Here is an 11,994-nt window from a genome sequence, read left to right on the forward strand (position 1 = left end):
GGGTTGATGCGTTATTGAAGGACCATCTCGACGCGGCGGTTCTTCGCGCGGCCGTCATCGGCGGCGTTGGACGAGACCGGTGCGAAGTTGGCAATGCCGCGCGCCTGCAGCCGGTTGGCGGCAATGCCCCGCTGCGTCAGTGCAGCCACCACAGCCTGCGCGCGGCCCTGGCTCAGCGCGAGGTTGGCGTCGATGGCGCCGACGTTGTCGGTGTGGCCGACGATCAGCACCTTCAGCGCCGGCTGGGCCTTGAGCACAGCCGCCATCTGGTCGAGCTGTGCGGCGCTGTCGGGCTTGACGTCGGTCTTGCCGGTGTCGAAGAACAGGCCGTACAGCGCCACCTTGCCTTCGGCCTGCAGGCCCTGGCTGATGACCTTGGCGTCGACCGTGACCTGGCCCGTGGGCATGGCCTTGGGCTCGACGATCTCGATGTAGGTGGCGGCGCGATGCGTGTATTCGTTCTCGGCCAGGGACGTGAACAGCAGCAGGTTCAGCACGCGACCGCCGCTGGTCAGCGTGCCCACCATCAGGCGCGCCTGCTCGTGGCTGAGGGCCATCGCCAGGTTCCAGGCGGCGCCGGCGTGCGGGCCGTCCATCGCGGGCAGATTGCCCTCGGCCCAGCGCATGCCCTTGGCGCGCTCGGCGCCATCCAGCGCGAAGTAGGCCTTGGTGCAGCCCTGCGCCTCGCTCTCGCAACTCCAGGTCGTCTTGAAGCCGGCGGCGACCAACGCCTGCTGGTAGTTGCGGAAGACCTCCAGCGGGCTCTTGCCCAGCGGCGCCAGGTAGTACAGCCGCGTGACCTTGCCTTCGATGTTGACCGGGCGGGCGAACTGGTCTTCGGTCTTGGACACACCGCTGGCGTCGGGGAAGCTGCGAGCGTCCCAGTCTTGCTGTGCGTAGCCGGCGAGCACGCTGCCGGTGAAGCGTTTGAGCACCGGGTGGTCGGCGCTGCGCGCAACGTCGGCTTTGGGGGCGTCGGCGTGCGCGGTGCTGAGGGTAAAAGAGGCGAGCAGGGCAACGAAGGCAGCGCGAGTCAGTGTCATGGCAAGGTAGAGGTGAGGGAGTGGCAATGTTGCCGCAGTCCACGCATGCGCCCGGCCGGCGGGCGGACTGCAAACTTGGGGCAAGGCGGGGTCGGCCGCGCTTGATTTGTGCCGGGCCGTAACGGCCGACGGCAACCCGGACGCTCAGCCCGGCCGGCGGGCCAGCTCGTAGCGCAACTCAGTGCAGGGCTCGCTGCGGAACTCGGTGGCGATGCGCGCCAGCAGCGGCGCGCCCAGGCGCTCCAGGAGGCGGATGCAGGCGGTGTTGCGCGCGTCGGTCTGGGCGTGGATGCGCGCCACCGGCGTCTGGTCGAACACGAGGGCGATGGCTTCGCACACCGCAGCGCTCGCAACACCGCGGCCCTGGGCGGCGCGGGCCAGCGTGAAGCCGAACTCGGCCTCGACGCCATCGCTGTTGACATAGACGCCCAGGTCGCCGAGCAGTTGGCCGGTCAGCTCGTCGGCAATGCCGAGCTGTGTCCACTCGCCCGGCCGGAAGAGGGGCACGGCGGCCATCTCGTTCAGGAAGGCCAGCGCCTCGGCATCGGACTTGGGTATCCAGCCCTGCCAGCGGCCCACGTCGGGGTCGTTGCGGTAGGCCTGGAAGGCGGCCAGGTCCGTGGGTTCGAGGCGGCGCAGCTTCAAGCGAGTTTGAGCTCCGGGCTGCGGTAGTGGTAGCGGTAGGCGAAGACGAAGCCCAGGCGCGTGTACAGCCGCTGGGCGACCTCGTTGTCGCTGCCCACCTGCAGGTAGGCCTGGCGTGCGCCCTGGGCATGGGCGAGGGCGAGCAGCGCGCGGCAAAGGCGGTCGGCGTGGCCCTGGCGGGGGACGGCCGCAGCGATGTCGTAGAGGCCGACGATGTCACCGTCGACGACCATCTGGCCGCAGGCGAGCAGCGCACCGGTCGCGTCGGTCAGCGCGAAGCCCTGGTAGGGGACTGGGGCGTTAGCGATGCGCTCGGCGTGGGCGGCAATGGCCGTCGCTGAGGATCCACGCAGCGTGCCGACGAGGGCGGCGTAGGCGGCGGCGTCGAGGGCCTGGAGGGCGGTCGGAGCGGGCTCGGGGATGAGGGCGCCCAGCACCATCACATGGGCCGCGTCGAACACGCCCCAGCCCTTGGCGGCCAGCTGCGCGTCCAGGTTGGCGGGCTGGCTCCAGGGGGTCACCCGCACGGCCAGCGGTAGGCCGGCGGCGTCGTAGGCGTGCTGGCAGCGGGCGAGCAGGTCGTCCAGCGGCAGGCTGCCCTGGCGCAGCGCATTGATGCAGCGCGAGCGCTTGGCCTTGCCGGGCGACAGGCGGATCAGCCAGCCGTCGATGTTGGCTTGCTGGGGCGGCGCGCTGGCGTCGAGGCCGGCGTGTTCGGCGCGCAGGGCGAGGGCATCAAGCATCGGTCAGCGTCGAAAGGTCGCGCCACACGCATCGCCACTCCGGCAGCGACACGCCGCCGAAGGGCGGTGCCACGCCCCGCTCGGCGAACTCGGCGCCCATGCGGGCGTAGAAGCGCTTGGCGGGCTCGTTGGCGTCGAGCACCCAGAGGAAGACGGGCTGGGTGTGCTCGGGGCCAAGTCGTGTGGCCACGGCCTGAAGCAACCTGCGGCCAAGGCCGCCGCCCTTGTGATCGGGGTGGACGTGGAGGTTGTCGACCAGCGTGCCCCAGACGGGGTCGTGGTGGGGCTGCACGTAGGCGAAGCCGATCATCCGGCCTGCGGCGTCTTCCGCAACGACGCCGAAGGCGGGCGCGGTGGCCGGACCCAACAGGCGTTCGCGCCAGACGGCTTGGCGGTCGGCGACGACGTGGTTGTCGAGGAAGTCGTCCGGCAGCATGCCGCGATAGGCGCTGCGCCAGCTGGTGGCGTGCAGGGCGGCGACGGCGTCGGCGTCCTCGGTACGCATGGCCCGCAGTGCGACGAGGCTCATCTCATCGTCTCAATCCGCCTCACCATCTCCTTGGCGAACTCCACAAACGCCACCGCGCCCTTGGAGCTGGGGTCGAACACGACGCCTGGCAGCCCGTGGCTGGGCGCTTCGGCCAGGCGCACGTTGCGCGGGATGACGGTGTCGAAAACCTTGTTGCCGAAGTGAGCCTTGAGCTGGTCGCTGACCTGCTGCTGCAGCGTGATGCGCGGGTCGAACATGACGCGCAGCAGGCCGATGATCTGCAGGTCGGGGTTGAGGTTGGCGTGGATCTGTTTGATGGTGTTGACCAGATCGGTCAGGCCTTCGAGCGCGAAGTACTCGCACTGCATCGGCACGACGACGCCGTGGGCGCTGCACAGGCCGTTCAGCGTCAGCATGGACAGCGACGGCGGGCAGTCGATGAGGATGAAGTCGTACTCGGCCTGGACCTCGGCGAGCGCCTGCTTGATGCGCTTCTCGCGGCGCTCCAGCGCCACCAGGTCGACCTCGGCCCCGGCCAGTTCGCGGTTGGCGCCGAGCACGTCGTAGCCGGATTTTTCGGCCCGGATGCGCGCTTCGGTGATGGTGGCGGACTCCAGCAGCACGTCGTAGACGGTCAGCTCCAACTTGCGCTTGTCGATGCCCGAGCCCATGGTGGCGTTGCCCTGCGGGTCCAGGTCGACGACGAGGACGCGCTGGCCGATTTGCGCGAGGCCGGCGGCAAGGTTGACGGTGGTGGTGGTCTTGCCAACGCCGCCCTTCTGGTTGGCGATGCAGAAAATTTTGGCCATGGAGGATGGTAGCGGTGACAAATGCAACCACAGAGGCACAGAGCCACGGAGGAATGCATATTCAAAGGCTTTTGGAGCTACTCCGTGCCTCAGTGCCTCTGTGGTTGCATTTCTACTTCAGCCGCATCCAGATGATGCAGCGCTGGGCGTCCAGGCTCGGTACGGCCAGTTGTTCCACGTGAAACACCTCCACGTCAGCGGGCAACGCAGCGATTTCGTCGGCGGGGTGCTGGCCCTTCATGGCCATCCACACCGCGCCTTCGGCCAAGTGTTGGCGGGTCAGGCTGGTGAAATCGACCAGTGACGCGAACGCGCGGGAGGTAATGACATCGAACGGCGCGGTGCTCAGCGCCTCGACGCGGCTGTGCACGCCATGCAGATTGCGCAGCTTCAACTCGGCCGCCACCTGCTGGATGAAGGTCGCCTTCTTGGCAACGGCGTCGACGCAACTCACGTCGGTGCCGGGGCAGCAGATGGCGATGACGATGCCGGGCAAGCCGCCGCCTGCGCCAACGTCCATCAACCTGGCCGGCGCACCGTGGCGCTGCAGTGGCGCGATAACGGACAGGCTGTCGATCAGGTGGTGGCTCAGCATCTGCGCCGGGTCGCGCACGGCGGTCAGGTTGTAGACCTTGTTCCACTTCTGCAGCAAGGCCAGATAGGCCAGCAGCTGCTCCTGTTGATACGGGAGGAGTTCTAGACCCAGGGACGCGACGTCGTGAGCCAAACGGTCTGCGAGATTCAAGCCAGCACCTCGACCAGGGTCGTCAGGGGAATGCCTGCCTCTCGAAGTTCCCGGGTCACCCGGTCGCGGACGGCGGCGGCCGTCAAGTCTTGCCGCGACCAAGTGTGGTGGGCGTCCGCCACCAGCGTCACGGGGAATCCGCGCCGCTGCCCACCCAGTGCCGTTGCCTGGACGCAGCAGTCGCTTTGCAGGCCGGCGAGCAGGATGCGGTCGTAGCCGGACAAGAGTTGGCCGAGGGCAGCGTTGCTGAAGGCATCGGCCTCGACCTTCAGGACACGTGCTTCGTCGGCCGCCGGTTCGAGGCGTGGGTCGATAGCGAAGCCGGCACCGTCCATGGCACCACCCGGTTCATGGTGCTGCACCCATATCACGGTCCACCCTTTGGCACGGGCGTGGGCGACGGCGCTCTGGCAGGCGGCAATGAGGGCATCACCGTCAGGCATGGCCCATTGGCCGGTGAGGGCGCCCACCTGGGTATCGATGATGATGAGGGCGGCGCTCATGCCGCCTCCGCTTCCGTGAACCCCTTGAACTTGCCCTTTTTGAGATGCACCAGCAGCAGCGAGACCGCTGCCGGGGTGATACCGGAAATGCGCGAAGCCTGACCCAGCGTCTCGGGGCGGTGCGTGTTGAGCTTCTGGCGCGCCTCGAAGGAGAGGGCGTGGACGAGGCCGTAGTCCAGCTCGTCGGGCAGCTTCAGGTGCTCGAAGTGAGCGGCGCGGGCGACGTCGTCGACCTGCTTGTTGATGTAGCCGGCGTACTTGGTGCTGATTTCGACCTGTTCGGTGACAAGGCTGGCCAGCTCGGCGCCGAGTTCGACGACCAAGGTTTCACGTGAAACACCGACCTCGGGCCGTGCAATGGAGGCCACTTCGGCGACGGTGTCGAACACCACGCCGGGCCGACGCAGCAGGTCTGCCAACGTGTACTCACGCTCCAACGCCTTGCCGACCAGCCGCTCCGCGTCCGCCGCCGGCAGGATGCCGGGGTGAACCAAGGTGCTCTTCAGCTTCTCTGTTTCCCGTGAAACAGCATCGCGCTTGCGGTTGAACGCGGCCCACCGGGCGTCGTCCACCAGGCCCATGGCGCGGCCGGCTTCGGTCAGCCGGGCGTCGGCGTTGTCCTCGCGCAGCTGCAGCCGGAACTCGGCGCGGCTGGTGAACATGCGGTAGGGCTCGGTCACGCCCTTGGTGATGAGGTCGTCCACGAGCACGCCCAGGTAGGCCTGGTCGCGTGCGGGCGTCCAAGCCGCGTCACCGCGAACTTGCAGCGCCGCGTTCAGCCCGGCGAACAGGCCTTGCGCCGCCGCTTCTTCGTAGCCCGTCGTGCCATTGATCTGCCCGGCGAAGAACAGGCCCTGGATCACCTTGGTTTCGAACGAGGCCTTCAGCCCGCGCGGGTCGAAGTAGTCGTATTCGATGGCGTAGCCGGGGCGCAGGATGTCCGCGTTTTCCAGGCCCGGAATGCTGCGCACGGCGGCGAGCTGGATGTCGAAGGGCAGGGAGGTGGAGATGCCGTTGGGGTAGAACTCATGCGTCGTCAGGCCCTCGGGCTCCAGGAAGATCTGGTGCGAGTCCTTGTCGGCGAAGCGGTTGACCTTGTCCTCGATGCTCGGGCAGTAGCGCGGGCCCACGCCTTCGATGACGCCGGTGAACATGGGGCTGCGGTCGAAGCCGCTGCGAATGATCTCGTGCGTGCGCAGGTTGGTATGGGTGATCCAGCACGGCACCTGTTGCGGGTGCATCGCGGCGTTGCCCATGAAGCTGAACACCGGCGACGGGTTCAGGTCGCCGGGCTGGGCCTCGCACTTGGAGAAGTCGATGGTGCGGCCGTCCAGGCGCGGCGGCGTGCCGGTCTTGAGGCGGCCTTGCGGCAGCTTCAGCTCCTTGAGCCGGACGGACAGCGACACGGCCGGCGGGTCGCCCGCACGGCCCGCCGGGTAGTTCTGCAGGCCCATGTGGATGCGCCCGTCCAGAAAGGTGCCAGCCGTCAGCACGACGGCGCGGCCGCGGAAGGTGATGCCGCTCTGCGTGACGGCGCCGACGACGCGGTCGCCTTCGACCACCAAGTCGTCCACTGCCTGCTGGAACAGCTGCAGATTGGGCTGGTTCTCCAGCATGCGGCGGATGGCGGCCTTGTAGAGGATGCGGTCTGCCTGCGCGCGGGTGGCGCGCACGGCCGGGCCCTTGCTGCCGTTGAGGATGCGGAACTGGATGCCCGACTCATCGGTGGCCAGCGCCATCGCGCCGCCCAGCGCGTCGACCTCCTTGACCAGGTGGCCCTTGCCGATGCCGCCGATGCTGGGGTTGCAGCTCATCTGGCCCAGCGTCTCGATGTTGTGGGTCAGCAGCAGCGTCTGCGCGCCCATGCGGGCGGCGGCCAGCGCCGCTTCGGTGCCGGCATGGCCACCGCCGACGACGATGACGTCGAATTCTTTTGGGTACAGCATGGTCGATTACTCCAGCAATTCGGTGGGCAGGCCCATCGCGCGGGCGGCGGCGGCCTGGCGGCGATCAGCGGTGATGAACAGGTCGGCCCGCGTCAGCCATGCGGCGCCCACATGCAACGCGTCCATCGCGCGGACCGGGGCGGCATACAGCGCCCGCACGGCGGCACGCTCCAGCTGCGGCGTGAAGGGCAGCACCTCGACGTCGGCAAAACTTCGCTCGATCTCCTCGCCCGTGCCCCGCAGCGAATCGGCCGTGAGCGCAGCCTCCCGCTGCAGGCGCGCCAGAGCCGAGTGCAGCTCCAGCTTGGTGTGCGGGGCGACCATGATCGCGTCTGCCTTTTGAACCCAGGCCAACACCGCGTCGCGGCCGGCTTCGGGCAGGTAGCGCTTCAGCAGCGCCGAGCTGTCGAAAAGGATGCGCATGCTTCGCTCACTCACCAGGGCGACTGTTCGCGCTCGTCGAGCAGCGCCTTGACCGCCGAATACCCCGCCGGCAGGCTGATCAGCGGTTCGAACGGACGCTTCCAGCTCGGCACATGGTCGGGTGCGGCGGCCTTCTCCACCACCGGCACCAGCTCCGCCACCGGCTTGCCGTGGCGCAGGATGCGCACGGTCTCGCCCTGCTCCACCAGGTCCAGCATGGCAGACACATTGGCGCGGAATTCACTCAACGGCAGGCTGTGCATTGTGATTTTGTACAAAACTCTAGATTTGCACATTTTAAGGCTGCCCCGACAATTCTGCCAATGGACTGCCGCCCCCACTGCGCCGCCTGCTGCATCGCCCCGTCGATCAGCTCACCCATTCCTGGCCACCCGAACGGCAAGCCGGCCGGCGTGCGCTGCGTGCAGCTGGACGACGAGCTGCGCTGCATGATCTTCGGCCAGCCCGAGCGGCCGGCGGTTTGCGGCTCGCTGCAGCCGCATGAGGACATGTGTGGCGACAACCGCGAGCAGGCGATGCGCTGGTTGGGCTGGATGGAGCGCGAGACGGCGCCCGGTCTGGCTGCCTGGCGGCCCTGACCGGTCTGACAGGTCTGCGCCGCGAACAGTTGGTAACCACATCATCGAGCGGACCCTTTCGCCGCGCTTCTAGACTGCCGCCCGCCCGCGCACCCGCACGGGCTTTCAACATGACGTGCAGGGAGAAACATGAGATCTGAACGACGTCGCCGCGCTGCGGTGAATGGCTGGCCGCACCGCCTGTTGGCTGCGTCCCTCTGCCTGCTGTGCATGGCCGGCGCCCAGGCTGCCGTGGACGAGCTGCGGCCCTACCCGCGCGCCGAGCTGATGGGCCGCTACGACAACCCGCTGGAAGCGGGCGCGCTGCCCATCAGCCCACCGCAACGCAGCGCCACCAACTCCAATCGCACCAGCCGCTGGCGCCTGCCCTACGAGGGTACGGTGGCCATGGTGCAGTACAAGCACAAAGCTGACGACAGCCCCTTGCTCATCGCACGCCACTACGCCGGCCAGCTGAAGGAGCAGGGCTTCGAGCTCGTCACCATTTGCGAAATCCCTTGCGCCGCGCCCGACGGCGCCGCAGACGCGTCGGTCTACTGGTTCCACGAGCTGGACCTCGCCAAGAAGCTGGGCTACAACTTTTTCGGCGACCGCGGCATGTACCTCATCGGCCACCGTGCCGACGCCATCGTGGCCATCCGTGTGGGCACCGCCTACCAGGGCTATGCGTCGACCATCAAGACCGTCAGCGCGCCCGGCCTGGACCGCGGGCCGCTGCTCGCCTACGTGGCCGCCCAGCGTGCGCCCGTGGCCGACGCACCGCTGCCGGCACCGCCGGGCCGCGTGGCTGCCCCGCCACCAGCACCTGCGTCGGCCGCCACCGGTGCGCCCTTCGTCAAAGACATCGCCCCTGGCGAACTGAGCGCCTGGCTACGAAAGACCAAGGGCTGGGTGGTGGTGCAGCTGAGCTCCTACGACCCCAATTGCACTTACTGCATTCCCGCCAACCCGCCGTTCAATGCGCTGGCGCAGGCCGAAGCCGCCAAGGGCGGCATCACCTTCGTGCGCGTGGCGTTTCAGCCCTGGACGTCCATGAGCAACAACGATTTCGTCACCCAGTACGGCGTCGGCGGCCTGCCGACGGTTTTCACCTTCCAGGACGGCCAGCTGATGCGCCGCCAGATGGGCAAGGCCGACGAAGCCACCTTGCGCAAGGCGCTGCTGGACGGTCTGCGCTGACCCATGCCGCCGGCGGCTACCCTCGCTGGCCATGAAGCCCACCGAAACCCCGCTGCCGCCCGGCAGCCTGTTGGCCCGGCTTGCCGCCGAACGCAGCGCCTTTGCCGACGCCTACACGCTGCCATTCCCGCGCACCGTCGGCCTGGCCGAGTTCGTCGAGGCCTTCTACACAACACGCCTCTTCAAGGTGGAGCGCGCACTGCTCGCGCTGTTCGGCAAGCCGTCCAGTGACGCGTTGGCCCGGGCCGTGGCGCGCGGCGAGGCCCAGCGCATCGCCATCTGGACCGTCCAGGCCCGCGAGGGCGACGAGCTGTTGATGCACGAGGACAGCGGCGCCACGCGCTCCTGGTTCAAGGCCGAGGCGGGCGAGGGCGGGGGCACGACGCTGTGGTTCGGCTCGGCCGTGGTCCCCCGCCGCCGCTCGGTCGGTGGGGAGGCGCAGATGGGCCGCGTCTTCCACGCGCTGCTGGGCTTTCACCGCTGGTATTCGCGGGCACTGCTCAAGGCGGCCGCGCGTCGACTCAGCGCTCCGTCCCCGGGCCGCTGATCTTCTCGGTGACGGGCTGCCCGGTCGCAGCGTCTTCGATCCAGACCTCGCAGGCCTTGGCAGCGATCTGCCCGGTGACGATGTAGCGCTTGCCTTCCGTGGGCGTGAAGCTCACCTCGCCCACCGTGCGGCAGCTTGTGTTGGCCATCGCGAGCATGGGCGAGGCGTACTGCGTTGTGGCCTGCAGCTTCACCTGTGCCGGGCGCAGGGGCAGCTCGTTGGTCAGCGCCACCGGCGTCAGCGTCATGCCGCTGCCCTCGCCGGCCCGCTTGCTGGCCATGCTGCTGCTGGCCAGGCGCCGGCCGTCGACCTGCGTGATCTCGAAGACATGCAGCCGCTGGGCGCTGATGACCATGACTTGATCGGCGACATTCGCCGTCGGGCCGGTGTAGTCGGCAGGCGTGGCGGGCTCAAAGGCGGTGAAGCTCTTGAAGCTGGTGCAGCCGGCGAGCAGGGCCATCGCCGCGAATGGGGTGAAGCGTTTCATGGCCGCAGCTTAGTCGCCCTCGCCCTCGTGCTAGCCGGTCAGTCGACCAACAGATTGAACAACTGGGCCAAGGCCGGCACATGAGACCTCGCGGCATCCAGCACATCGCGAGGCAGATGGCGGTGATAGATCTGATCGTCATGCGCCGGGTGGCCGAAATGGCGGGTCACATCCCGTTTGCACTCCGCAGTGGATGCGCGAACTGGCAGCCTGGCGATGGCCAGCAGCAGCGCTTCCAGACAAGGGGTGGCCTTCAACCACCTCGACGCCCTGCTGACGAGCGCGTACGCGCTGCGTGTCGTCCCAATCCTTGTCGGTATCGAGCAGCGCCGCGACCTTGTCGTAGTCGGCGGTCTTGCGCTGCGCGAGTGCGTAGGAGAGCACATGGCGGCCCCCTTTTCCCTTGGCGTTCTTGATCGTCACGGCCTTGCTGCCCCGTTCGACGTAGAGCGCCTTGAGATGCCGCAGAAAAGCCTCTTCCGCCAGACCTTCGCCAACGATCAGCAGGGTGCGCCGTACTTCGCGGGTGGGTGTTTTCTGGGGATGGCGAGCCATCAGAGCTGCGGCACGGCACCATAGGCGCCCGCCATGTATTTGGCGTAGAAGTTGTCGTCGTTGCGTATGCCCTTGATGCTGTCCATGCGGAACGCGGCGCTCTCGCAGGCGTCGTTCTTCTCCACCAGCATCACCTGGGATTTGTGCAGCAGGTTGAGCACCTCCGACGCATGGCAGGTAAACAGCAGCTGGGCCTGATGCGGGTTGGTTTCAGGATGGGCAAACAAGTCCAGCAGCGGCTCCAGCATATGAGGATGAAGGTCGGCTTCGAACTCGTCGATGACGGCCAGCCCGCCTTGCGCCAGCACGGGCAGCAAGCGTGACAGCAGCACAAAGGCGCTCTGGGTGCCGCTGGACTCCTCCAGGAATGACAGCACACGCGCCGCCCCCGCACGGTCGGTGTGAACGCCGAACGGGAACCAGTAGCGGTCGATCTCCCCATCAGGGCGTTGCTGGCTCAGCTCCCTCAGCTCCACGCCGCTCAGCCCCAGGTCCCAAGCCTTGAGCAGCCGCATCATCTGCGCCTGCTGCAGCGCGTTCGTCGAGAAATGGCCGGCCGCCACCGGCAGATCGTTCTCGGCGCGAAAGCCCATGCGGCCGGAGCTGACGACATTGGTTTGCAAATGGATATCGGCCAGTTGCCGCGCCAAGGGCACGCCGTACTGGGCGGCCGTGGCGATCAGCGACGCATTGGGCCGCACCTTGCGCGCTTCGGCTGCCGCCAGGCCGAAGTCCTGCTGCTTGACGTCATACGCCTGATCGGCCTCCGACCAGTCGCGGACAAAGACATAGCTGAAGCGTTCACGCTTGCGCTGGTACAGCGCCTCGTGCAGCACGCGTTGGGGCGTCAGGCGCAGCACATAGCGCCAGAGCAAGCCGTCTTTATCTTCTGCCTCCACCTCCAGCTCGGTGGGCTGGTCGGGCGCGGCGAAATGCGGCATGACGGGAATGGGGGCGTCTGCCGGGCGCTGGAATGAGGATCGGATGAACCAGATCGCGAACAGCAGCGGCTTGATCAGCGCCGTCTTGCCTGAGCCGTTGGCCCCGACAGCGGCCGAGACCAGGCTCAGCCGTTCGCCGCCCGGCGAGCGCGCCTCCCAGCCCGTGGCTGGCACCTTGCCGTTCAGGAGCAGCGAGACCTCGGTGACGTCTCTAAAGCTCTGGAAGTTGGAAAAGGCGTAGCGATGCAGCATGTTGAGCCTCTCGGCCTGAATGAGGCACCGACTTTAGTTCGAATTCAACAAAAATCTGTTGAATGTCGCCGTAAATCAATTTCTAGT

16 protein-coding genes are annotated in these 11,994 nt (G+C 67.6%); 3 read left to right on the top strand and 13 right to left on the bottom strand.

The window, feature by feature from the left end:
* Positions 1–11 precede the first annotated feature (11 nt).
* The 10 genes from ABIS05_RS23275 to ABIS05_RS23320 form a co-directional block, all read right to left on the bottom strand.
* The gene (locus ABIS05_RS23275; RefSeq protein ID WP_348010478.1) at positions 12–1,043 is read right to left on the bottom strand and encodes an OmpA family protein; all 1,032 of its coding nucleotides are present in this window, start codon (positions 1,041–1,043) and stop codon (positions 12–14) included.
* Between the two features lie 144 nt (positions 1,044–1,187).
* Positions 1,188–1,688 carry a GNAT family N-acetyltransferase gene (locus ABIS05_RS23280; protein WP_348010479.1) on the bottom strand — a complete coding sequence of 167 codons (501 nt, stop codon included), beginning with the start codon at positions 1,686–1,688 and terminating at the stop codon, positions 1,188–1,190.
* A complete protein-coding gene (locus tag ABIS05_RS23285; protein WP_348010480.1) occupies positions 1,685–2,431 on the bottom strand; it encodes a GNAT family N-acetyltransferase in 747 nt (248 codons plus the stop codon). The genes ABIS05_RS23280 and ABIS05_RS23285 overlap by 4 nt, the downstream gene beginning before the upstream one ends.
* A complete protein-coding gene (locus ABIS05_RS23290) occupies positions 2,424–2,960 on the bottom strand; it encodes a GNAT family N-acetyltransferase (RefSeq protein ID WP_348010481.1) in 537 nt (178 codons plus the stop codon). The genes ABIS05_RS23285 and ABIS05_RS23290 overlap by 8 nt, the downstream gene beginning before the upstream one ends.
* Positions 2,957–3,730 (bottom strand): AAA family ATPase, encoded by a 774-nt coding sequence (locus ABIS05_RS23295; protein ID WP_348010482.1) that lies wholly within the window; start codon positions 3,728–3,730, stop codon positions 2,957–2,959. The genes ABIS05_RS23290 and ABIS05_RS23295 overlap by 4 nt, the downstream gene beginning before the upstream one ends.
* A gap of 112 nt (positions 3,731–3,842) precedes the next feature.
* The gene (gene rsmG, locus ABIS05_RS23300; protein ID WP_348010483.1) at positions 3,843–4,475 is read right to left on the bottom strand and encodes a 16S rRNA (guanine(527)-N(7))-methyltransferase RsmG; all 633 of its coding nucleotides are present in this window, start codon (positions 4,473–4,475) and stop codon (positions 3,843–3,845) included.
* Entirely contained in the window at positions 4,472–4,978 is a 507-nt protein-coding gene (locus ABIS05_RS23305) for an isochorismatase family protein (protein WP_348010484.1), read from the bottom strand. The genes rsmG and ABIS05_RS23305 overlap by 4 nt, the downstream gene beginning before the upstream one ends.
* Positions 4,975–6,924, bottom strand: coding sequence for a tRNA uridine-5-carboxymethylaminomethyl(34) synthesis enzyme MnmG (gene mnmG, locus ABIS05_RS23310; RefSeq protein ID WP_348010485.1), 1,950 nt, complete (start codon positions 6,922–6,924; stop codon positions 4,975–4,977). The genes ABIS05_RS23305 and mnmG overlap by 4 nt, the downstream gene beginning before the upstream one ends.
* Before the next feature lie 6 nt (positions 6,925–6,930).
* Positions 6,931–7,347: a type II toxin-antitoxin system VapC family toxin gene (locus ABIS05_RS23315; protein ID WP_348010486.1), complete on the bottom strand. Its 417-nt coding sequence runs from the start codon at positions 7,345–7,347 to the stop codon at positions 6,931–6,933.
* A gap of 11 nt (positions 7,348–7,358) precedes the next feature.
* On the bottom strand, positions 7,359–7,610 hold the full coding sequence (locus ABIS05_RS23320; RefSeq protein ID WP_348010487.1) for a type II toxin-antitoxin system Phd/YefM family antitoxin: 252 nt from the start codon (positions 7,608–7,610) through the stop codon (positions 7,359–7,361).
* A gap of 60 nt (positions 7,611–7,670) precedes the next feature.
* Here ABIS05_RS23320 and ABIS05_RS23325 point away from each other — a divergent pair, with 60 nt between their 5' ends.
* The 3 genes from ABIS05_RS23325 (at position 7,671) to ABIS05_RS23335 (ending at position 9,672) form a co-directional block, all read left to right on the top strand.
* Positions 7,671–7,946, top strand: a complete 276-nt coding sequence (locus ABIS05_RS23325; RefSeq protein ID WP_348010488.1) for a YkgJ family cysteine cluster protein — start codon at positions 7,671–7,673, stop codon at positions 7,944–7,946.
* A 129-nt stretch (positions 7,947–8,075) separates the two neighbouring features.
* Positions 8,076–9,125 (top strand): thioredoxin family protein, encoded by a 1,050-nt coding sequence (locus ABIS05_RS23330; RefSeq protein ID WP_348010489.1) that lies wholly within the window; start codon positions 8,076–8,078, stop codon positions 9,123–9,125.
* Positions 9,126–9,156: 31 nt separating this feature from the next.
* Positions 9,157–9,672, top strand: coding sequence for a hypothetical protein (locus ABIS05_RS23335; RefSeq protein WP_348010490.1), 516 nt, complete (start codon positions 9,157–9,159; stop codon positions 9,670–9,672).
* Here the strand turns inward: ABIS05_RS23335 and ABIS05_RS23340 are convergent.
* The 3 genes from ABIS05_RS23340 to ABIS05_RS23350 form a co-directional block, all read right to left on the bottom strand.
* Entirely contained in the window at positions 9,647–10,159 is a 513-nt protein-coding gene (locus ABIS05_RS23340; protein WP_348010491.1) for a hypothetical protein, read from the bottom strand. The two genes, ABIS05_RS23335 and ABIS05_RS23340, sit on opposite strands and share 26 nt — an antisense overlap.
* A gap of 138 nt (positions 10,160–10,297) precedes the next feature.
* On the bottom strand, positions 10,298–10,714 hold the full coding sequence (locus ABIS05_RS23345) for a hypothetical protein (RefSeq protein WP_348010492.1): 417 nt from the start codon (positions 10,712–10,714) through the stop codon (positions 10,298–10,300).
* A complete protein-coding gene (locus ABIS05_RS23350; RefSeq protein ID WP_348010493.1) occupies positions 10,714–11,907 on the bottom strand; it encodes an ATP-binding protein in 1,194 nt (397 codons plus the stop codon). The genes ABIS05_RS23345 and ABIS05_RS23350 overlap by 1 nt, the downstream gene beginning before the upstream one ends.
* Positions 11,908–11,994 lie beyond the last annotated feature (87 nt).

It is taken from the genome of Roseateles sp., assembly GCF_039929605.1.
Taxonomy (GTDB): domain Bacteria; phylum Pseudomonadota; class Gammaproteobacteria; order Burkholderiales; family Burkholderiaceae_C; genus Pelomonas.